Raw genomic sequence first — 21,875 nt, forward strand, 5'->3', positions numbered from 1 at the left:
AGTGATTGCTGCTGTTAGAGTTGTTTTACCGTGGTCAACGTGGCCGATTGTACCAACGTTTACGTGCGGTTTTACGCGTTCAAACTTTTCTTTTGCCATGACGGAACCTATCAGTTTTGTGTATCTAGATTACATATGAAAATAATCCACCGAGGGTAGATTAATTTAATTTTTTCAAATTTCAAATAGTTTTTTCTGACAGATAAAGGAAGAAATTAAGATGAGTTCTCGATACTGGTGCTGATAGGCAGATTTGAACTGCCGACCTCACCCTTACCAAGGGTGCGCTCTACCAACTGAGCTATATCAGCAACACCAGAAGTCTGGAGCGGGCAGCGGGAATCGAACCCGCATCATCAGCTTGGAAGGCTGAGGTAATAGCCATTATACGATGCCCGCATAGGAACCTGTTCTTAAACTACCTCTAACCGTCAAGAATAAAGTGGTGGAGGGAGCTGGATTCGAACCAGCGAAGGCTGAGCCGTCAGATTTACAGTCTGATCCCTTTGGCCGCTCGGGAACCCCTCCACGAAAATTCTTTACTAAGTCACTTCCGGTAAAAGGAAAGTGGTGCCGACTATCCGAGTTGAACGGATGACCTACTGATTACAAGTCAGTTGCTCTACCAACTGAGCTAAGTCGGCACTGCTTTAGTACGGGGCGAGATTCTAAGGTAAGGTTTATTGTGATGCAACCATAAAATTAAAAAAAATGTGAATTTATGTGTTAAACGCTCACTATTCAGGCAAATCGCCGTATTTTTACTGCTTTATAGCTAATTCACGCCAATAATTCAGTCCTTTAAACACGAGCAAGCTGTCAAACTTAGCATCTATATATGTATCTGCTAACAGCTTTCCATAACCACCAGCAAATATTAACTGGCAATCCTGTTGGTTAAGGTGTTGTTTTGCCTGCTCGATTGCGCCTAGAGTAGCAACCATGGCACCATTTTTTAGGCCATTTGGCGTATTACGCCCTAACTCAGTCGTAAATGGGATTTTCTCATCATCAAACACACGTTGCGTATTTTGGGTAAGTGAAGAGGTCATTAAATCAAGGCCAGGTAAGATCCAACCACCTAGATGCGCACCTTCTTGGTTTAGCACATCAATTGTCGTTGCAGTACCGGCATCAATAATAATGCAGTCTTGCGCGGGATATTCGACATACGCAGCTATTACCGCGAGCCAACGATCAATTCCTAGATTTTGATACTGCTGATAGGCACAGCTTAACGTGTTTAGCTTTGCACTCACCTGTGCTTCGAAGTAAGGAACGGCGTGTTGCTGCGCCTGTGCTAATAACGGTTTAAGTAGCTCAGTGCTACCCACGCAGGCATAGACCAGCTCTGTTATTTGTGACCAAGGTAAATTGCTGAGTTCACAGGTTTGGTAATCCTTACCATCAAACAAAACGGCTTTAATTGCGGTATTGCCAACATCCACTAATAATTTCATAGCTCAGCCTTACGTAATGAAATTTCACCACCATAATAACTTTTCACTTCGCCGTCTTGGCGAATACGCACGCCACCTTGGTTATCAATTCCTTCGCAAATACCACGCCAGCTACGATGACCCGTATTGAGCTCAACACACTCACCAGCAAATGCATTTAATTGATTCCACTGTAGATACATATCGTTTAAACCTGATTGCTGATACTGAGCTAAGCGTTTTTCTAAATAAAAGCACAAATAGGCCACCAGCTTGTTTTTATCTAATCCCTGTACATGCTGGCTTAAATCAGTCCATGCTTGATCTATGTGTTGGCTAACACTTTCTGGCATATGTAAATTGATACCTATACCTATTACAAGCTGGCAAGGCCCCTGCGGTTGGCCATCTAGTTCAACTAATACACCGGCTAATTTTTCACGGTTTAAGTAGATATCGTTTGGCCACTTAAGCTCTGCATCCAATTGATATAAAGCTTTAAGCGTATCGTAAACAGCAAGCCCAACAGCAATAGATACCCCCATAGCAGCTTGCAAACCATCATCCAAACGCCAAAAGTAACTAAAGTATAAGTTTGCACCAAACGGAGATTGCCAAACGCGCCCACGGCGCCCTCTTCCCGCTTGCTGCATTTCTGCAACTAATACGCTTCCAGATGGCAGTGATACTTCTGTTTGCAAACGGCGCATTAACTCACTGTTGGTTGAGTCAATAATAGGCTGCACTTCAACATTAGCAGTGCTGCCACCTAATTCATTATAATGCTGACCGATTTTATCTTTGTTCAGTAAGCCTGCACTATTATTAAGGCAATACCCTTTACCCGTAACTTTAAATATATCGAGCCCCATTTCCTGCAAAGAATGAATATGTTTACCCACTGCTGCGCGGCTAATACCGAGCTGCTCACCCAATTGCTGACCAGAAATAAAACCACCGGTATTTAGAGCTTGTAAAATAGCGAGCTTATTTCCATCTGGTGCTTTCATGATGAAGCTCCCAATTCAATGTGGCATTCATGTTCGGCATTTATCAGGCGTACTTCGTGCTGTAAAGCAATCTGATATTTATGCCAAACCTGTTGTTGTACATGCTTTACCATGGCAATTAAGTCACCACCTGTACTATTACCGTGGTTTACTAGCACTAACGCTTGCTGCTGATGCACTTCAATACCTGCGACCTTAAAGCCTTTTAACCCAGCTTGCTCAATCAACCACCCCGCCGCAACTTTATAATGCTCAGCATCCACAAAGTAATGAGGTAGCTCTGGGTAGCTTTTTAAAAGTAACGCAAGTTGCTCATTCCTGATCACTGGGTTTTTGAAAAAACTGCCTGCATTTGCAAGTTCACTGGGGTTTGGTAGTTTGCTGTTTCTGGTTGTGATGATTTGCTCAAATACCTGCTGTGGAGAGGGTTCTGAAAGCAGTTGCAATGGTCCATAACTCAGCACTGGCTGCCATTTCTTAGGTAACAGCAACCCTACTTGGGTGATCACCGCTTGATTTTTCAGTGCATGCTTGAAGATAGAGTCACGATAGCCAAATTGGCATTCGCCTTTAGTTAAGCGCTTTATGGTTTTGGTGGCAATATCAAAGTAGTCGACATAACTCACAAACTTTTCAAGCTCTACACCGTAAGCACCTATATTTTGCACTGGTGCAGCACCAACAGTCCCAGGTATTAAAGCAAGGTTTTCAAGCCCAGGCATATCATTAGCAATAGTCATAGCAACTAATTGGTGCCAGTTTTCTCCGGCTGCAATGTGCAATAAAAAGCCATCGCTTTGCTGCTCTATATCTATGCCCTTCGTATTCATGTGGATCACAGAACCTTGGTAGTCAGATAAAAACACCGTATTACTGCCTTCACCTAAAATACAAAATGGCCCAGAAAAGTCTGTGCTTAAAAGCTGATTCACTTCATCAATTTGATAAAAATGCTGGCATTGGCTTGGCAAAGAAAAGGTATGAAAAGATTGCAGGGACTGAGCCACAAAACGCCTCAAAGGTTACCGGTAACTAATCGTATTAGTGTAACCTATCGTCGCAAAATACGCATTAGATTGTAAAAATCACTCAACCCACTGCACTAATCATGTTATAAAACGGGCTCTTTTTCATTTCCGTTCCAGGGTTATTATGAAGTTTAAACCATTACTTTTAAGTCTTGCTATGGCCGGTGCTTGCTCTCAAGCAACTGCAGATGCAATCAGCCAGCACACTTACGCAAACTTAGATGACGTAACAACCACTCACCTACTACTAGATTTAGATGTTGATTTTGATGACAAACAACTAGAAGGTTTTGTTGAGCACACGCTAGATTGGCACAATGCAACAAGCAAAACACTGGTGCTTGATACTCGCGATTTAGATATCGACAAAGTAATGTATCAAGATCAAAAAGGCAGCTGGCACAAAGCTGACTTCACCCTTGCTGCACGTGATGACGTGAAGGGCTCAAAATTAACAATTAAATTTAAAAGCCAAGCGGTTAAAGCACGTATTTACTACAACAGCCGCCCAGAAGCTTCAGGTTTACAGTGGTTAACGCCAGAGCAAACAGCCAGTAAATCACACCCATTTATGTACAGCCAATCACAAGCAATTCATGCTCGTAGTTGGATCCCAGTACAAGATACGCCAGCAATGCGCGTAACCTACTCGGCACGTATTCACACTCCTAAAGACATTCGTGCGGTAATGAGTGCTGATAACAAAGATGCACTTTATAAGGACGGCGATTATCTATTTAATATGCCACAACCAATTTCGCCATACTTAATCGCAATTGGTGCAGGTAATTTAGAATTTAAAGCCATGTCTAAGCAAACGGGTATCTTTGCTGAGCCAACAATTTTAGATGCATCAGTTGCTGAGTTTAACGACACGCAAGCGATGATCGATAAAACTAACGCGATGTATGGCGAATACGCATGGGGTCGTTATGACTTATTAATGCTACCGCCAAGCTTCCCATTTGGTGGCATGGAAAACCCACGTTTATCATTCATTACACCAACGGTTGTTGCTGGCGATAAAAGCTTAGTAAACCTAATTGCTCACGAACTTGCTCACTCTTGGTCTGGTAACTTAGTAACCAATGCGACATGGGAAGATTTATGGCTAAACGAAGGTTTCACGTCTTACGTTGAAAACCGCATTATGGAAGAAGTGTTTGGTCGTGACCGTGCAGTGATGGAACAAGCGCTTGATGCAGCCGGCTTACGTGCATTACTTAAAACTCTACCAGCACCAGATACGCGTCTTAACTTAAAACTTAATGGCCGCGATCCTGATGATGCATTTAGCTCAGTGCCTTACACTAAAGGTCAGCTTTTCTTAATCTATCTAGAAAACAAATTTGGCCGTGATAAGTTTGACCCATTCGTAAAGGGTTACTTTGACCAATTTGCGTTTAAGTCTCTTACAACAGCGCAATTTGTTACTTACTTAAAAGCTAACTTGATCGAAAAATATCCAGGCGTTGTGAGCATGGATAAAGTTAATGAGTGGATCTTTGAGCCTGGTTTACCAAGCGATGCCCCTAACCCAACGTCTGATGCCTTCGATAAAGTTGATGCTGTAACCAAAACATGGTTAAACGGCGAAATTAGCGCAGCCCAATTGCCAACAGCGGATTGGTCAGTTCACGAGTGGCTACACTTTTTGAATAACCTACCTCGCGATTTAAGCATCGAAAAAATGACTGAGCTTGATAACCAATTCAACCTAACACAGTCAACTAATGCAGAGCGTGCTTTCGCATGGTTTATGCTAGCGGTAGGTAATGGTTATCAACCAATTTACCCAGCGCTTGATGAACACCTATCAGGCATCGGTCGTCGTAAATTAATTGTGCCACTCTATAAAGCACTTATTAAAAACGGTAAAAAAGACTGGGCGCATGATGTGTACTTAAAAGCACGTCCGGGTTACCACCCGCTTGCACAAGGTACTGTTGACGACTTATTTGCAAAGTAAGTCATCAAACACAAAAAAGGCGCTGCAATCAGCGCCTTTTTTAATTATTTTATTAGTTACTTACTTTTTGTAAGAACGCACGGCGCTCTTCTGGGCTTGCTTGTTGCCACCAAAACTCAAGCATCGCAGCCGCACTTGGCATATTTTTCAAACCCGCTTGTCCGCCGGGTACTTTTGCAGGCAATGTGACAGGGACAGCAGTCGCAGGCTTGTTGCTTGTACTTGTAGCAGCAACTGGGGCACTGGCCACAGCTTGTACAGGCGCGCTAGCTGCACGATAGCTAACTATTGATAACGGCACAGCAAGTTCACTGCCCTTGGCTTTTAAGCTTACTTGCGGTGATTCAGCAAACACTTCTGCCGCAACAGCATTACTGGCACGATTAAACACTAGGTCATAGTCTTTGCCGCTCTCTACTGTGAGCTCAACCCAAAATGGCTCTGACTCAACAACTTGGTGGTCATCATAACCTTGCTCGTAAAGATCGGTATATTTCATCTTCACTTGGTAAGTACCAGGAGCAAGTTCAACATCGTCAACACGACTGAAAAACGACTGCTCAATAAGTCGCTCTCCGACTTGTAAGGGTACAAACTCTTCTGGAAAGTGAATAGTCTCAGCGACACTACTTAAACTATTTAATAGCATTAACGCACTACTCAGTAATACTAACTTACGCATGTTCACTCCTTGGTTGTTCAATTTACGGCAGTTTCAGTTTGACACTGCAAATAAAGTTTGTCATTAGTGGGCGGTCATTTAACCACATTTATAAGAGAGCTAAGTATGAGCCAAGAGACTATTTTTACAAAGATTATTAACCGAGAGATCCCTGCTGATATTGTATATGAAGACGAGTTATCTTTAGCTTTTAAAGATATTAACCCACAAGCCCCTTTTCATGTGCTGATCATCCCAAAAACACCAATAGCGACGATTAATGATGTTACAGAAGAAAATGCATCTTTAGTCGGTCATTTATATGTGGTTGCTGCCAAACTTGCCAAACAGTTTGGCTTTAGTGAAGACGGTTTTCGCGTCGTAATGAACTGTAATGACCATGGCGGACAAACTGTGTACCATATACACCTACATATGCTGGCAGGTAAAACAATGGGCTGGCCTCCGTATCAAGACAAGAAAAAAACCAATCTCTAATATTTTAGTATGTAAAAATATGTAAAAGGTAGAACAAAGATACTGTTTTTGTCTATAATAGTGACAGATCAGCTAGTTAATGTATTGCAATTAGTTAACTAGCTGTATTTTTTGACACAAAATAGACACAAACTGTACTTTTCCTGCACAAGTCTCAGAAATTTCTAATACGAAAGGGGTGGATTGCGTGATAGGATGCAATTGTCAACTTTTTTCAAGAGTGAATAAATATGAGTAGTTCAGCCTTTTTATTATTAGATCCAGAACCGATTAACACGATTGGTGTAAATGTATTAGAACCATTGTTAAAAACACAAGGACTTACTGTGACAACTGGTACTGATATTTCTGAAGTACCTGAAGGCACACGATTGCTATTCATTGAAACGTCAAGTACAGATCCGTGGGGAAAACTAAAGGAGCAATTAGTTAATCTACGAATTAAATGCGATATTGTTTTATTTAATCTAGATGAAAACCCAGAACTAGCTAATCGCGCTCTTCTAAGTGGCATAAGAGGTGTATTTTACACCACGGATAACGCCGATGTGCTAATGAAAGGCATTCGTTTGTTACTTGAAGACCAACTCTGGTACCGTCGTGATATTATGTGTAATGCACTTAACCGTATGTTGCAGTTTAACAAAGACGCACTACATAAATTAACAGACGGTGATATCGAACCAGTTAAGCTTACCAAACGTGAAAAAGCTATTATTTCATTAATGAGTAAAGGTTCGAAAAACAAAGAAATAGCTGAAGATTTAAGTATTAGTCCGCATACAGTGAAAACTCACTTATACAGTGCATTTAGAAAAACTAAGTGTCGTAATCGTATTGAGTTACTATCTTGGGCTCAGCAAAACATTCCTGACGAAATTCGTTAAACGAAATACCCTACTTGTTAAAACAGACGCTACTGCGTCTGTTTTTGTTTCTGGTTGCTAATCACTGTAATTGACTTTATGCTCAAACTGATTGCCAAACACTGGAAATACAATGCTCGACTCAGCTACTTTATATTACGCCAGCGCTGCCATGATGGCAGTAATGACCCTTCTTAATTACCTTACTTGGCGAACCAACAATAAGACTCCGGGCACCTTACTCTATATTTTTTATCCACTTGTGATGTTTGCATCAGTAATGAGTTTTGCACTACATGGCCATATTAATAACCTTGCCAGTGTTGCCATTGCAAATACTCTACTGTTTAGTGCCTCAATCATCCATGTACTCGCAATTTGTCAGTTTTTGAATGCCAAATGCGTTGGCTTTAAAACCTTTGTTTCGATCACAGTCGCTTTAGCTATCACTATGATTTACCTTGCTACTGACAGCGCAGAGTTACGCAGCCGAATATTGGTTTCTGACCTTCAACATATTGTTGAATCATTGTTTTTACTGGCTTTGTTTATTCGTAATGGCCGTAAAAGTTACCCTAATGGCAGTATTGTTTATATTTTAATTCTCAGCATTATCCTAGCGGTGTTTACTGGCCGTACTCTAATGATGGGAGATATTACAACCGCCAACCTATTATCTGCAGACTGGTTTAGTTTCACTTTATTTATTAATGGCGTAATAGCTCCAATGTTCTATGCTACAGGCATGGCACTACTATGTAATGAAAGGCGTGAGCAAAACCTTAATCAACTCACCGAAAAAGCCCATAAAGATTTAGAAATAAGAGGTTTGTTCTTATCAACTATTAGTCATGAAATTCGCACACCGTTAAACGGTATTTTAGGTAGTGCACAGTTGATCATGAACCAATCGAGTGACCCCCGTGATAAACCTTATTGCGAAGCAATTATTAACTCCGCTGAATCATTAAATTTATTAGTAGATAAAGTTCTCGACTACGCCAGCTTAGATCAACGAGATGAAGCACTTTATGAAGAGGATGTTGAGTTTAAAACTTGGCTAAATAATCTTTGCCTACTTCTCAGCCCCCTAGCAGAACAAAAACACTTAAAGTTTGAGTTGATATATGATTTGCCAGAACAGGCATGTTATTACTGCGACCAACAAAAACTCAGGCAAGTTATTATAAACTTAGTAGGTAACGCAATTAAGTTTACTGACCAAGGAGCCGTAAAGATTCATGTGAAGCTTCTTAATGAAGGCCAACTAGACCACCTAGTTAGAGTAAGTGTGATTGACTCAGGCCCTGGTATTGAAGATGAAGAAATAGCCTACCTCACTGAACCATACGTGCAAAGTAGTGCAGGTAAAGAGAAAGGAGGCACAGGCCTTGGCTTAGCAATTACCAGCCGGCTACTCGAAAAGTTAGGCAGTAAACTCAACATAGAAAGTGAGCTTAAAAAAGGCAGTACTTTCAGCTTTGATATTTCACTTGCTATTGGTGAGCTTAGCCTAGTTGAACAGCGTCACCAATCAAAGGATTATGTTACTGGCCTAGACGTGTTATTAGTTGAAGATCTCGATTTAAATCAGAAAATTGCCATCGAATTTATGGCTGATGATGAGCATAAGATAAAACTTGCAAAAGATGGCAATAGCGCGATTGAACTGATGCAGAAACATCACTTTGATGTGGTATTACTCGATATGAATTTGCCTGATTTAACAGGGCAAGAAGTCTTAAAAAAGCTAAAAAATATCGACCATTTAAATCAACGCACGCCAGTATTAGCATTTACCGCTAGCCTCAGTCCAGATGAAATAAAAGAGTATTTATCACTAGGTATAAAAGATATTGTAGGCAAACCAATAAAGCAGCAGAAATTACGTCAAGCTCTGAGCGATTCACAAACAAACCAATCTGCGAGTATCGCGGTGGAATTACGAGATACACTTTACGATGAAACGGCAGCTGCTACATTGATAAGCTCATTCAGCGAGGATGAGGTATCATCGATTTACAATGAGTTTGTTTTATCTGCTAGAAATAAACTCATTCGTTGTCAACAACTTGTAGATGATGATAAAGAGCAGTGCATCAAACTGATTCACCGTCAAGCAAGCACAGCATTGCAGCTAGGATTTAATCGATACGGTACAGAGCTGAAGCGCATCGAACGTAAGTTACTTGATAACAAGCCCTTAAAAGAACTATTAACCGAAGCCCTAATACTTTGGCAAGAAAGTCTACAAGCTTACCTTAAGCATGCTAGGCGTGAGTTATCATAGCGGTAAGCGAGCATTGTAGGCGCGATTTTATATCGCGCAATATTCAAAAGATAACGCGCGAAATAAATTTCACGCCTACATCAAAACATGGAACGACTTTAGCCGTGAAATGTTTTTCGGCGCTAAAGTAGCGCCTTGGCTAAAGCCTACAAATAACACGATTCGGCATCAAACTGATTGTGATATGATTACTTAAGACTTACTTTTTCAGGCATAAAAAAACACGCTTTCGCGTGCCTACTTATCAAACTCATTTAATTTTAATCTTCAATTTCAGTTGGTTGCGGGAGCTGTGAATTTTGAGAGCGAACCGACGACCTTCGGCTCTGAACCTGAATTTCAGGCATAAAAAAACACGCTTTCGCGTGCCTACTTATCAAATTAATTTAATTTTAATCTTCAATTTCAGTTGGTTACGGGAGCTGTGAATTTTGAGAGCGAACCGACGACCTTCGGCTCTGAACCTGAATTTCAGGCATAAAAAACACGCTTTCGCGTGCCTACTTATCAAACTCATTTAATTTTAATCTTCAATTTCAGTTGGTTGCGGGGCTGTGAATTTTGAGAGCGAACCGACGACCTTCGGCTCTGAACCTGAATTTCAGGCATAAAAAAACACGCTTTCGCGTGCCTACTTATCAAACTCATTTAATTTTAATCTTCAATTTCAGTTGGTTGCGGGAGCCGGATTTGAACCGACGACCTTCGGGTTATGAGCCCGACGAGCTACCAGGCTGCTCCATCCCGCGCCTGAAATTGTAGATTTATTTAAAGTTGTTTTACATGACAACTTGGCTTTCAATTCAAAAAATTGGTTGCGGGAGCTGTGAAGGTGAAGAGTGAATGCCTCACGCCGTGACGACGACCTTTATAGTTCCAACATTACACCAATCTTTTAAAAATTGGTTGCGGGAGCCGGATTTGAACCGACGACCTTCGGGTTATGAGCCCGACGAGCTACCAGGCTGCTCCATCCCGCGCCTGTATGTTTAGAGTCCCAGAAGCCGGATTTAAACCGACGACCTTCGACTTCAGGTATTAGCGAGTCCGACGAATGATTTATCATTCTGCTCCATCCCGCGCCTGTAATCTCTAAGTAACATGAGCATGTTAACGACGCCCTGTTTCAGAGAGAGCGCTATCATATAGCAATAAGATTAGAAATCAAGGGTTATAGTGACAAATTTAACTCAAGCGAACAAAAAGCACACAAAACAAAGTTAAAATGCACGCTGATGAGGACTAATCATTTTTTGCCACTCCCAATCGGGGTGACCCATCACGATAAAATCAGGGTTTTCTGTGCTTTCTCGTTGATTGTAAGTTAACGGATTGAATTCAGCATCGGTAATGCAGCCACCGGCCTCTTCGACAATCACTTGTGACGCACCAGTATCCCACTCACCCGTTGGCCCTATACGTAAAAAGCAATCAGCTTTACCCTCTGCAATAATACAGGCTTTTAATGAGCATGAGCCTAATGCTACTGTCGCAAACTGAGTGTTTAAATACTGACTGACCGCTTCAATTTTTTGCCTGCGGCTTACTGCTAAGGTTAAATTATCGGGTGTTGCTACTGAAATTTGTTGATCTTGGCCATTTTCACGTTTAAATGCGCCATTTTGATAACTTGCAAAATAAGTCACTTGTTTCGCTGGCCAATGAATAACACCCAGCACTGGGCGATTATTTTCAACTAAAGCGATATTGACTGCAAAATCACCGCTTTCAAGTATAAACTCCCCGGTACCATCCATAGGATCAAGCAACCAATAACGGTGCCAATCTTTTCTATCTGCCAGCGCTGGGATCGGTGTTTCTTCTGACATAATTGGAATATCGGGGGCTATGCTCTTCAAACCCGCCATTAATACATCATTTGATGCTAAGTCAGCCTTGGTGACCGGAGTATGATCTGACTTTTGCTCAGCACCAATATCATCCTGCTGATAAATGGCCATAATGGCATCGCCTGCTTGCTCAGCTAACCGAATACACGGTTCTAAAAAATCATTCATTGCCCGCTCCCGACTCTAAGTACTTTGTTAATAATAGCAAAGCTGCGACACTTCGTGCTTCAGTAAAGTCTTCTTGTTGCAATAATGATTGCCAATCAGTTATTGGCCATTTTACAACGACAAGCGGTTCTGGCTCATCACCAGGTAAGGTTTCAGGGTAGAGATCTTCAGCATACAAAATATGCATCGTGGCATTAAAGTAACTTGGCGCCATGCTGACTTTTTTTAGTTCAGCGAAATGCTTAGCACCAAAACCAACTTCTTCTTTAAGCTCCCGGTCTGCAGCTTGCTGAGGTGTTTCGCCTGGGTCAATTAAGCCCTTTGGAAAACCCAACTGATAATCATTGGTGCCTGCACAATACTCTCGCACTAATAACAGTTCGTTATCGGCCGTTACTGGCACTATCATCACTGCACCTCTGCCACCGCCACGAATTCTTTCGTATTGCCTTTGTTCATCATTTGAAAACTTCAATTCGAGAGACTCAACAGTAAATAGTCGACTTTTAGCGACAACTTCATTAGACAAAATTTGCGGTGGTGTAGGATGCTTTTTCTGTGTCATTGGCATTAATTTGCTATCATGGCAGTTATGCTCATCATAAATCTTTTAAAGTGAATTGCCTATGTTAAATTGGTCAAAAATCGATACTGTGTTGTTAGATATGGATGGCACCCTACTCGATTTGCATTTTGATAATTACTTTTGGCTAACCGTTATTCCCGAGCAATATGCGCGTAAACATAAAATCAGTTTAGACGCAGCAAAAGCTGACATTTTACATCGTTATCAACAAGTTCACGGACAAATTAATTGGTACTGTTTAGATTATTGGCAGCAGCAACTTGATTTACCAATTATGGCACTGAAACGTGACATTCAACATTTAATCAGAATTCGTGAAGATGTTCCGCCGTTCTTAACTGAGCTTAGAAAAGCAGGCAAGCAATTGATCATGCTTACTAACGCGCACCCAGATTGTGCCATGTTAAAGTTTGAACACACTGCTATCGATAATTACTTAGATGGGGTGATCTCAACTCACCAATATGGCGTGAGTAAAGAGCATCAACCATTATGGCAACAAGTACATCAAGAATGGCAGTTTGATAAGGAACGGACTTTATTTGTGGATGACAGCCCCGCCGTGCTAGATGCGGCAAAAGAGTTTGGTATTGGTCATATACTTGCGGTTGCCAACCCTGATAGTCAGCAACCGCATAAACAGTTCGATGGCTTTTTATCGACCATCGATTTTCGCGAGTTTATACCCGTTAAATAATTACTTCGGGTAACGCTGCTCTAAGCCTTGGTATACAAGTTTTGCAAAATCTGCATGCTCTGTATCTAGGCTTTTTACCACTTCAACTAAGTGCTCGTTATCTTCTTGGCCATTCCACACTTTGATATAACTACCATCTTTGTAGCCATGATCTTGGCGGAAGAAGTTCAAGGTATTTTTACCAACATAGCCACGGTATAAGTCATCGATATCCATACCAATTTGCGCCATACAACCTGCAAATGCGGCTGCATTAAAACTCTTTTCAGCGACTGCTGACCCAGCTAACACTTCGAGTGTTTGTTTAAAATCATCGGCTTGAACTGGTGCATTTAACTCAGCTTCAAGTTGTGCAGCTAACTGCTCATAGCTGGTTTCACCATCAATACGTAAAGATAAACCAAAATGGAAAATATCAACTAACTCTAAAATAACTTGTTCTGTATCTGGGGTTTGTTTTTTCCACCACTTCCAACCGTAGTGATCCAGCATTTCAGCACACTCAACCCAAATTGCACGATACCATTCAAAACCTTGGCTAAACCATTGCTCATGAACTTTAGTATTCATCGCATTTTGCATCTCGAGCATAACAACGAGTTTTTGTAAATTAGCAGACATTCTTTATCCCAACTTGCATTTTCAATTATGTATATACTACAGATAATTTTGTCATTGATGAAATAAAAACACATATGATCAGGTCTGCTTTGCAGTTGATAAAAATAACCGAGGAAGCCTATGTTTAAATCTCTACTCATTAGTGCACTATTTGTACTATCAAGCCAAGTTATTGCTGCGACTGCAACCAATATTGCCGAATCAGCAGAGCAAGTTAGCCCATTATTACCCGGCTTAGCAGTGCCAAATATTGAGTTAAAAGATCAATACGGTAAAACTGTCTCACTCGCTGAGCGTTTTAAAGAAAAAACGACTGTGCTCATTGTTTATCGTGGTGGCTGGTGCCCATATTGTTCAAAGCAATTGGCCAATGTCCAAAAAATTGAGAAAGAGCTAGCGGATTTAGGAGCACAGATAATTGCCGTTTCGCCAGATAGTCCTGAAAAGCTCGCTGAATCAAAAATTACTTCACCAAACTATCAATTATTGTCTGACGACAGCCTTTTGTTGGCACAAAAGTTAGGTTTAGCGTTTTACTTAGATGACAAAACAGCAAAGATTTACCGCAACAAACTTGGGGTTAACTTTGTCTCGTTAGAGGGCGAAGTGAAAGTAGCGTTACCCGTACCTGCAGTGTTTGTGATAGACACTAATGGGTTAGTTAATTTTCAATACGCCAACCCAAATTACAAAGTACGCTTAACAGAAGATTTATTACTTGCAGCTGTAAAATCAGTGAACGAGCAATAAATTAGCAACCGATAAGCAGAATATGCTTCTGCTTATCGGCCTTGTGTAAATTCTTGCCACGATTCAATTAAATCAACAAAGTCTTCAAAACCACAGCCACTGCACAGGCCTTCTTCTTCAAGCATTAAATCATCATCTTGGTAGGCAACTAAGTCTTCGTTGTCTTGATGTAACGCATGTGCTTCGAACAGCGCTTCGTCTTTACTTAAGATCAAATTAATTTCTTGACCTTGTAAGGTTAAAGGCTCATGACTGCTCTTAACCGCGGAGATCAATGCTAGTACCATCGCGATTTTTTCTTTACCGATTTCTTCGTTTAGCCAACGGCCAATAACTGCATGCTCAGAGGAGATTTTAATGCGTAAACCGCTAATAGGATCGCGGATAAATTGATATTCCATGGAGGGTACTCTTAATACGTTATCTGCTAATGATACCGTTTGCAGCTAAACGTGGCGAGTTTTGTAGTCTTAAATCAGCACGAGCGCCAACATGGCGCTCGTGTTTATGCTATTAAAATAGCTAGAGTCGCGATTTGAAGCGCGCAGCATCAATAATCGCCCATAGGTATACGATTGGCAGTAAAATAAAGCCAACTGCAACGTAAATTAGTGCCCCACTAATAACCCATGCTAAAAAGAATGCAATAGCCGCCATTAAACGGCCTTGTACCAATTGCCCTAAACCAGGAAAAAAGATATTACATATTGCTGCGATTACATTACCGCCAGAACCTTGCTCTGCCATACTAACCTCTGTAGTTTTTAATGATTATACTTTTAGTAAACACACTTTATGCCAACTTATTATGGCTTACAAATCAAAGTGTTAAAAAGTAGCGTTATTTTGATTTTAGTTTTTTTTGCTAAAAATCGGTCAAATTCACAATTTTAATACTTCAATTTTAATGACTTGCCAAAATAGCTGTTTATAAAAACAGTATTTTATTTAGCCTTGCATAAACACCTGTTATACTCCACCCATTATAGATTGAAAAGGCGTAACGATGGACGTTTCTGAATTACTCGATGGCTTAAATGATAAACAACGGGATGCAGTCGCAGCCCCATTGCAAAATATGCTAGTGCTTGCAGGTGCAGGTTCTGGTAAAACTCGAGTACTTGTTCATCGCATCGCGTGGCTCATGCAAGTTGAGCAAGCTTCTGCATACAGTATCTTTGCGGTAACCTTCACAAATAAAGCCGCGAAAGAAATGCGCACTCGTGTAGAAGAAACCTTAAAAGCACCGGTTGGTGGTATGTGGATTGGTACTTTCCACGGCTTATCTCATCGTATTCTGCGCGCCCATCACCGTGAAGCGAACTTGCCTGAAAGCTTTCAAATTTTAGATTCTGACGATCAACAACGTATGATCAAACGCTTACTTAAAGCGATGAACATCGATGATAAAAAGTGGCCTGCAAAACAATTTGGTTGGTATATCAGCGCGAAAAAAGATGAAGGTCTGCGCCCTAAAGACATTCAAGCCTACGATATTAATGAGCAAATGATGCTGAAAGTCTATGCTGCATATCAAGAGGCTTGTGACCGCGCAGGTTTAGTCGACTTTGCAGAAATACTGCTGCGCTGCTACGAAGTACTTAAGAACCACCCAACACTTTTACGTCACTATCAACAGCGTTTTGCCCATATGCTGGTAGACGAGTTCCAGGATACCAATACGATTCAGTACGCTTGGTTAAAATTACTCGCAGGTAACACCAACAGTATTATGATCGTAGGTGATGATGACCAAAGTATCTATGGCTGGCGTGGCGCAAAAATTGAGAATATCAAACGCTTTTTAACTGACTTCGAAGCCGAAACCATTCGCCTTGAACAAAATTACCGTTCAACGGCAACAATTTTGAAAGCATCAAACGCGCTGATCAAAAACAATGCTGAACGCATGGGCAAAAGCCTGTGGACAGACGGCAATGATGGTGAGCCGATTTCAGTTTACGCTGCGTTTAATGAATTAGACGAAGCGCGCTTTGTTAGCAGCAAACTACGTAGCTGGCTAAATGCAGGTAATGCATTACAAGACGCCGCGATTTTATACCGTAACAATGCGCAATCTCGTGTACTCGAAGAAGCAATGCTACAAGAAGGTTTAAAATACCGTATTTACGGCGGTATGCGCTTCTTCGAGCGCCAAGAGATCAAAGATGCACTTTCGTATTTACGTTTAGTTGGTAACCGTCAAGATGATGCGGCTTTCGAGCGCGTTATTAACACCCCTGCTCGCGGCATTGGTGATAAAACACTAAGCCACATTCGTGATTGCGCGCGCAATGAGTCATTGCCACTTTGGTATGCCGCTAAAGCTATTATCGAGCAGCAGCACTTATCTGGCCGTGCAGCAAGTGCCGTGACAAAATTCTTAGAACTTGTTGAGCATATCGAAGATAAAATCAGCGATCTCACCCTAGAAGAGCAAGCGAAATACACCATTCAAAGCTCGGGGTTAATGGCAATGTATCAAGCTGAAAAAGGTGAAAAAGGCCGTGCCCGCGTAGAAAACTTAGAAGAGCTTATTAGTGCTTGTGGTCAATACGAACTTCCTGAAGATGAAGAGTTCAGCTCACCACTGCAAGGCTTTTTGGCATATACCTCTCTAGAATCTGGCGAAGGTCAAGCTGATGAGCACGAAGACGCGGTGCAAATGATGACACTGCACTCAGCAAAAGGCCTAGAATTCCCGCTGGTATTTATGGTGGGTGTTGAAGAGGGCATGTTCCCATCACAACAAAGTAATGAAGAGTCTGGTCGTTTAGAAGAAGAACGTCGCTTATGTTATGTTGGCATGACTCGCGCGATGGAAAAACTATATATTAGCCACGCAGAAAGCCGCCGTTTATACGGACAAGAAAAATACCACAGCCCATCACGCTTTTTACGCGAAATGCCTGAAGACTGTATCGAAGAAATTCGTATTAAAACACAGGTTTCAAGGCCACCTGCGGCAGGTCGTTTTAGTCCATCAGTAACACATGCCGCATTTGAAGATAGCGGCTTTAACTTAGGACAGCGCGTATTACACGCTAAGTTCGGTGCAGGAACCGTACTCAATTACGAAGGCAGCGGCGCACAGTCACGTATTCAAGTGAACTTTGATGATCTAGGCAGTAAATGGCTTGTAACACAGTATGCAAGACTTCAAGCCTTATAATGAGTATATAACAGCGCTATGTAATGAGCTGGTGATTGCAAAGCATCGCCAGCTTGTCATTGTGCAAGGCAGCGAAACTTGGTGCTATCAGTTTGCAAACCAATTAGCGCTAAAAAATACCTATGTTTTCAGTAGCAGCTCATTATTAGCAAATAGTGAGTTCCCAAAACATGCTCACCAGATTCTTGGTCAAGAGTTTCAACACGCAATTTTTGATGGTTTTAGCGGTTTATATGCCGATAAACTAGCCGCGCTTGCCGGTACCGTAAAAGCTGGTGGTGTACTTATATTACTGCTGCCCGATGATAATAACTGGCAAGACCCAGCACTCACAAGTATTACCTCTTATGGCGAAGCAATTAAACACAGCTTTTTTAATCAGCGCTTTTTCGCCAAGCTAAAATTGCAGCCACATTATTTTACTAAGCACTCGCCTCCTGCTTACCAATCTATTTCGCCAGCAACTGCTGAGATAAATTATCAGCAACAACAAGCATGTGTTGAGCAAATTATTAAAACCGCAACAGGGCGCGCTAATCGTCCTTTTGTGATCAGTGCAGACCGAGGTCGTGGTAAGTCAGCCGCTTTAGGGCTTGCAGCAGCAAGTCTTCAAGATAAAAGAATCCTAATTTGCGCCACCCAAGCTAAAGCCGTACAAACAAGCTTTAAACATTTAGCCGCTGAGCTTGGTGTTAGCAAAGAGCAAAACTGTAAGCAACTAGCTAACCTTAGTTACATTGCGCCAGATACACTGCTAAACGAAAAACCTGATTGCGATCTGTTATATGTCGACGAAGCAGCGGCGATTCCGGTTCCTATGCTATTAGAGATACTAAAAAGTTATCCACGAATCGTATTTGCTAGCACTATGGTTGGTTACGAAGGGAATGGGCGTGGTTACACGTTACGTTTTTTACATTACTTACGTAGCCAATTTAAATCGCTAAAGGCAATTACTTTGGATGAACCTGTTCGTTTCGCCAAGTATGACCCCCTCGAACATAGCCTACGTGAACTACTATTACTTGATGCAAAATACCTAGAAACGCAGAGTAAAGAGTCATATCAATTCGAAAGCATAAGCAAAGAGCAACTCATTGATGATGAGCAGTTGCTTAGCCAAATTATGGCGCTATTGGCGTTGGCTCATTATCAAACCACGGTAAACGACTTACGCCAATTGCTTGATGCCCCAGAGCTACAGCTATCTATCTGCAAACAAGAAAATGCATTAAAAGCCGTTTGCTTAATTGCTATTGAGGGTGGCTTAACGCCTGAGATTGCAGAGCAAGTTATAAAAGGAAAGCGTCGGCCACATGGTCATTTAATGGCGCAAACTCTGACTCAATTAAGCCGAAAAATAGAAGATTTGTGTAAACACTCAGCGAGAGTCGTGAGAATAGCTGTTGCACCTGAATGTCATCAGCAAGGTATAGGCTCAGCCCTGTTAAACCACTGCGAAAGCCAATTAAGCAATTGTAGTTATTTTGGTGCCAGCTTTGGAGCCAATGCAGCGTTAGTTAAGTTTTGGCAAAGTAATGGCTTCAACGTTGTTAAGCTTGGATTTAGTCATGACAAAGCAACGGCAGAACATGCTGCCTTAGTGGTTAAAGCATTAGATAAGCAAACGACAGATAGCGCAACACTGTTAATAGAAGAGTTTAAGCAAGATCTCTCTTTGCAACTCCTTGATCACTTTAGCTCACTTCCTTGGCAGCTTATTGCAGAGCTATTCAAAGGCTTACCAAAAAGTGAGCTATCTTCTGCCTTAGATGCAAGAGCTGAGCGGCTGTTAACTGGTGATATTAACCTCTTCCAAGTACAGCCATTGCTATGGCAAATACTTTGGAGCACACCAATTAGTCTAAATTTATTAGATGAACATACAAAGTTCATCCTTATTCGACTAGTATTACAGCAAACCTCTGTAAATAGCTTAATCGAAGAAGCCGGTTTTACAGGTAAAAAAGACTTAGAGTCACAGTTCAAAACCGCAGTGCAAGGTTGGTATGCTCACTATAAATCACTTCAAAATCACAGCCATTAAGTGTTTATGTATTTGTACCTTGCTACTACCTCAGATAGCTTTAGCTGAACACGCACAGCCTACCATTAAACTCGGCATGTCCACTGCGCTCACTGGACCCGCAAAGCAAATAGGCGAACAACTGGCGCTTGGCAGTAATATTTACTTTAATAAAATCAACAAAGAAAACGGTATTAATGGGCAAAGTATCGATCTGATTTTAGCTGATGATGGTTATGAGCCAAAAAATACCGTAGTGAATACTCGCGAGTTTTTATTTGATCAAAAGATCCATGCAATTTTTGGCTCTATGGGTACACCAACAGCCCATGCAATTAAACCTATTCTGGATAGGCACCGCATTCCATTTCTAATGCCATTTACAGGCGCTGATTTTTTACATAATAGCTCAATGCCAAATGTATTTAATCTTCGTGCGAGCTACCAAGATGAAGCCATAGAGCAAATTAATTATTTCGTGAAAGAGCGTAAGCATGAAAAAATTGGCTTGATGATCCAAGCCGATGAGTTTGGCTATATGGTAGAAAACAACCTTGTTAATGCATTAAAAATACATGGTATTAAACCTGTAGAAGTCGCTCGGTTTAAGCGCAATAGTGATGATATTTCAAAAGCTTTAGCGCTTCTAAAAGAAAGTAAAGCAACCGCAATTTGTTTAGTCGGCACTTACGAGCCTCTCGCTGAATTCATTAATGCAGCAAACAAACAAAACTTCAACCCAGACTATACTTCGGTGTCTTTCGTTTCGAGCCATGATTTATATCAGCGAGTGAAACAGCCCGCCAACATTATGGTCACTGAAGTGGTACCCGACCCTAATAACTGTAAAAACCCTTGGTGTAAGCAGTTTATTGAAGATATCGAGCCTTATCACACGAGTGCGAATAGAATTATATTTGAAGGTTATTTGAATGCCGTAGCATTGGTTAGCGCTGCCCAAAAATGCCCAACGCCTCTAAACAATCAATGTCTGCTGACCGAGCTAACTCACCTCTTCACTGACACATCTGAATTCGCTGATTTATTTAATAGTCATAGTGCTGGAAATAATAAAAAAATCTACCGCTCCTATTTCAAAAAGTAATTTTGTAAATCCATCACTAAAAACATAATAATGTTCTATGCTATAAAGACTTAACAAGGCTTTGAGGGAAATATGGATCTGATTAATTTCCGAGTTGGGCACAAGACCATTTCATTAAAAATTCTTGATATTCTTCTAACTGAACGTTATGAGGGTAATTTAACGTCATTGCCCAATGAAAATAAGAGCTTTATCGGGGTCAAAGATTATATGGACACGCCGACCCCCATATTTGATTTGGGGGTAGTTTTAAATAACAGGTCAACATACGAAGTAAATGCCGCGCTTTCAGAATTATTAGTTGAAAGAGAAAAAGAGCACTTAGAATGGCTTAATGTATTAGAAAACAACCTATCTACTGGAACATCCTTCACAAATTCGCTAGATCCAAGTAAGTCCTCATTTAGTCGCTGGTACAAAGATTTCGAGACTGATAATGAAGATCTTAAGAGCATTGTTGCCAAACTTGAAAAGCCCTACCATGCACTACATGTTATGGCTAGCGAACTTCTAGAAGTACGGAAAACACAGTCAAAAGATTCTGTAATTATTTTATTTGAAGAAAAAAAACGACAAACTCTTAATCAGCTAAACCGGTTGTTTGAATCGGCCCGAGAGCAGATAAGCCTTGATTACAAGCCAATCATCATTTTTACAACTAAAGACGGTGTAACACCTCATATAGGGCTTCTGGTCGATAAAGTCGAAGACAATATTAATGTTAAGAAAGAAGATATCAAACCTTTAGAGCAGCTTACCTCTGTTGGTTTTGATGTTGACCCACAAACTAAAAACATGATGCGCGGGCTAATTAAAATGAAGCATAAACACAGCTTACTATTAGACCCAAGCGCCATCTTCCGCCCAGAACACCTCATGCGCCACGAAGCAGAAGAAACCGAAGAGTATGGGCTTTTTTAGTCGCTAATTAGCGAGTTAGAAAGAGTAAAGTGTTAAGTTCTGGCGTAGGTTGGGTAGAGCGGAGCGAAACCCAACACATCGCAGAGCTATCAGCTTTCAGCCCTCAGCGTTCAGCCGCCTGATCTGACCCCGATAAAGTAGACACGGGGTTTAATTAACTTGTTCGTACTGCATGGGACTTTTATACCCTAGGGTGCCATGCCTTCTTACTGAGTTGT

The 21,875-nt window shown here is 41.3% G+C and carries 20 protein-coding genes and 6 tRNA genes; 10 read left to right on the forward strand and 16 right to left on the reverse strand.

Annotated features, from left to right (window positions below):
- The 8 genes from BIZ38_RS20415 to murB form a co-directional block, all read right to left on the reverse strand.
- Window positions 1-99: GTP-binding protein (locus BIZ38_RS20415; protein ID WP_238322767.1), on the reverse strand; the 99-nt coding region annotated here is incomplete at its 3' end.
- Window positions 100-235: 136 nt separating this feature from the next.
- Window positions 236-311, reverse strand: a tRNA-Thr gene (locus tag BIZ38_RS20420).
- Between the two features lie 13 nt (window positions 312-324).
- Window positions 325-399 (reverse strand) — tRNA-Gly (locus BIZ38_RS20425).
- A gap of 44 nt (window positions 400-443) precedes the next feature.
- Window positions 444-528: transfer RNA gene (locus tag BIZ38_RS20430), tRNA-Tyr, on the reverse strand.
- A 40-nt stretch (window positions 529-568) separates the two neighbouring features.
- Window positions 569-644 (reverse strand) — tRNA-Thr (locus BIZ38_RS20435).
- Window positions 645-761: 117 nt separating this feature from the next.
- Window positions 762-1,460 (reverse strand): type III pantothenate kinase, encoded by a 699-nt coding sequence (locus tag BIZ38_RS20440; protein ID WP_187491163.1) that lies wholly within the window; start codon window positions 1,458-1,460, stop codon window positions 762-764.
- Window positions 1,457-2,449 (reverse strand): bifunctional biotin--[acetyl-CoA-carboxylase] ligase/biotin operon repressor BirA, encoded by a 993-nt coding sequence (birA, locus tag BIZ38_RS20445; protein ID WP_187491164.1) that lies wholly within the window; start codon window positions 2,447-2,449, stop codon window positions 1,457-1,459. The genes BIZ38_RS20440 and birA overlap by 4 nt, the downstream gene beginning before the upstream one ends.
- Complete coding sequence (gene murB, locus BIZ38_RS20450) at window positions 2,446-3,456, reverse strand: UDP-N-acetylmuramate dehydrogenase (RefSeq protein WP_187491165.1); 1,011 nt, start codon at window positions 3,454-3,456, stop codon at window positions 2,446-2,448. Before murB ends, birA begins: the two co-directional genes overlap by 4 nt.
- Window positions 3,457-3,601: 145 nt before the next feature.
- Here murB and BIZ38_RS20455 point away from each other — a divergent pair, with 145 nt between their 5' ends.
- On the forward strand, window positions 3,602-5,446 hold the full coding sequence (locus tag BIZ38_RS20455; protein ID WP_054554867.1) for a M1 family metallopeptidase: 1,845 nt from the start codon (window positions 3,602-3,604) through the stop codon (window positions 5,444-5,446).
- A gap of 52 nt (window positions 5,447-5,498) precedes the next feature.
- Here the strand turns inward: BIZ38_RS20455 and BIZ38_RS20460 are convergent, their stop codons facing one another.
- Entirely contained in the window at window positions 5,499-6,128 is a 630-nt protein-coding gene (locus BIZ38_RS20460) for a DUF2057 domain-containing protein (protein ID WP_187491166.1), read from the reverse strand.
- 105 nt (window positions 6,129-6,233) lie between these two features.
- On the opposite strand from BIZ38_RS20460, the gene BIZ38_RS20465 reads away from it, so the two are divergent.
- The 3 genes from BIZ38_RS20465 (at window position 6,234) to BIZ38_RS20475 (ending at window position 9,761) form a co-directional block, all read left to right on the forward strand.
- Window positions 6,234-6,605 carry a histidine triad nucleotide-binding protein gene (locus tag BIZ38_RS20465; protein WP_054554869.1) on the forward strand — a complete coding sequence of 124 codons (372 nt, stop codon included), beginning with the start codon at window positions 6,234-6,236 and terminating at the stop codon, window positions 6,603-6,605.
- A 230-nt stretch (window positions 6,606-6,835) separates the two neighbouring features.
- Entirely contained in the window at window positions 6,836-7,492 is a 657-nt protein-coding gene (locus BIZ38_RS20470) for a helix-turn-helix transcriptional regulator (protein WP_054554870.1), read from the forward strand.
- A 112-nt stretch (window positions 7,493-7,604) separates the two neighbouring features.
- Window positions 7,605-9,761: an ATP-binding protein gene (locus tag BIZ38_RS20475; RefSeq protein WP_054554871.1), complete on the forward strand. Its 2,157-nt coding sequence runs from the start codon at window positions 7,605-7,607 to the stop codon at window positions 9,759-9,761.
- A gap of 672 nt (window positions 9,762-10,433) precedes the next feature.
- Here the strand turns inward: BIZ38_RS20475 and BIZ38_RS20480 are convergent.
- The 4 genes from BIZ38_RS20480 to nudE form a co-directional block, all read right to left on the reverse strand.
- Window positions 10,434-10,510: transfer RNA gene (locus tag BIZ38_RS20480), tRNA-Met, on the reverse strand.
- Window positions 10,511-10,664: 154 nt separating this feature from the next.
- Window positions 10,665-10,741 (reverse strand) — tRNA-Met (locus BIZ38_RS20485).
- Window positions 10,742-10,981: 240 nt separating this feature from the next.
- On the reverse strand, window positions 10,982-11,779 hold the full coding sequence (gene cysQ / locus BIZ38_RS20490) for a 3'(2'),5'-bisphosphate nucleotidase CysQ (protein ID WP_054554872.1): 798 nt from the start codon (window positions 11,777-11,779) through the stop codon (window positions 10,982-10,984).
- Window positions 11,772-12,344 carry an ADP compounds hydrolase NudE gene (gene nudE / locus BIZ38_RS20495; RefSeq protein WP_171037179.1) on the reverse strand — a complete coding sequence of 191 codons (573 nt, stop codon included), beginning with the start codon at window positions 12,342-12,344 and terminating at the stop codon, window positions 11,772-11,774. The genes cysQ and nudE overlap by 8 nt, the downstream gene beginning before the upstream one ends.
- Before the next feature lie 61 nt (window positions 12,345-12,405).
- On the opposite strand from nudE, the gene yrfG reads away from it, so the two are divergent.
- A complete protein-coding gene (gene yrfG, locus BIZ38_RS20500; RefSeq protein ID WP_054554874.1) occupies window positions 12,406-13,062 on the forward strand; it encodes a GMP/IMP nucleotidase in 657 nt (218 codons plus the stop codon).
- Here yrfG and BIZ38_RS20505 read toward each other — a convergent pair whose 3' ends face one another.
- Window positions 13,063-13,683, reverse strand: coding sequence for a dUTP diphosphatase (locus BIZ38_RS20505; RefSeq protein WP_138602654.1), 621 nt, complete (start codon window positions 13,681-13,683; stop codon window positions 13,063-13,065).
- A 120-nt stretch (window positions 13,684-13,803) separates the two neighbouring features.
- Between BIZ38_RS20505 and BIZ38_RS20510 the strand changes: the two genes are divergently transcribed.
- On the forward strand, window positions 13,804-14,433 hold the full coding sequence (locus BIZ38_RS20510; RefSeq protein WP_187491167.1) for a peroxiredoxin-like family protein: 630 nt from the start codon (window positions 13,804-13,806) through the stop codon (window positions 14,431-14,433).
- A 32-nt stretch (window positions 14,434-14,465) separates the two neighbouring features.
- Here the strand turns inward: BIZ38_RS20510 and BIZ38_RS20515 are convergent, their stop codons facing one another.
- Both BIZ38_RS20515 and BIZ38_RS20520 read right to left on the reverse strand, forming a co-directional pair.
- Complete coding sequence (locus tag BIZ38_RS20515) at window positions 14,466-14,834, reverse strand: YacL family protein (protein WP_187491168.1); 369 nt, start codon at window positions 14,832-14,834, stop codon at window positions 14,466-14,468.
- 121 nt (window positions 14,835-14,955) lie between these two features.
- Window positions 14,956-15,180: a hypothetical protein gene (locus BIZ38_RS20520; RefSeq protein ID WP_054554878.1), complete on the reverse strand. Its 225-nt coding sequence runs from the start codon at window positions 15,178-15,180 to the stop codon at window positions 14,956-14,958.
- Window positions 15,181-15,439: 259 nt separating this feature from the next.
- Here BIZ38_RS20520 and uvrD point away from each other — a divergent pair, with 259 nt between their 5' ends.
- The 4 genes from uvrD (at window position 15,440) to BIZ38_RS20540 (ending at window position 21,657) form a co-directional block, all read left to right on the forward strand.
- Complete coding sequence (gene uvrD / locus BIZ38_RS20525; RefSeq protein WP_138602659.1) at window positions 15,440-17,605, forward strand: DNA helicase II; 2,166 nt, start codon at window positions 15,440-15,442, stop codon at window positions 17,603-17,605.
- Window positions 17,583-19,652: a GNAT family N-acetyltransferase gene (locus BIZ38_RS20530; RefSeq protein WP_187491169.1), complete on the forward strand. Its 2,070-nt coding sequence runs from the start codon at window positions 17,583-17,585 to the stop codon at window positions 19,650-19,652. Before uvrD ends, BIZ38_RS20530 begins: the two co-directional genes overlap by 23 nt.
- Complete coding sequence (locus tag BIZ38_RS20535) at window positions 19,615-20,736, forward strand: ABC transporter substrate-binding protein (RefSeq protein ID WP_138602663.1); 1,122 nt, start codon at window positions 19,615-19,617, stop codon at window positions 20,734-20,736. Before BIZ38_RS20530 ends, BIZ38_RS20535 begins: the two co-directional genes overlap by 38 nt.
- Before the next feature lie 72 nt (window positions 20,737-20,808).
- Window positions 20,809-21,657 (forward strand): CZB domain-containing protein, encoded by an 849-nt coding sequence (locus tag BIZ38_RS20540; protein WP_138619624.1) that lies wholly within the window; start codon window positions 20,809-20,811, stop codon window positions 21,655-21,657.
- Window positions 21,658-21,875: the final 218 nt, after the last annotated feature.

This window comes from Pseudoalteromonas sp. BZK2 (assembly GCF_014349195.1).
GTDB lineage: Bacteria > Pseudomonadota > Gammaproteobacteria > Enterobacterales > Alteromonadaceae > Pseudoalteromonas > Pseudoalteromonas simplex.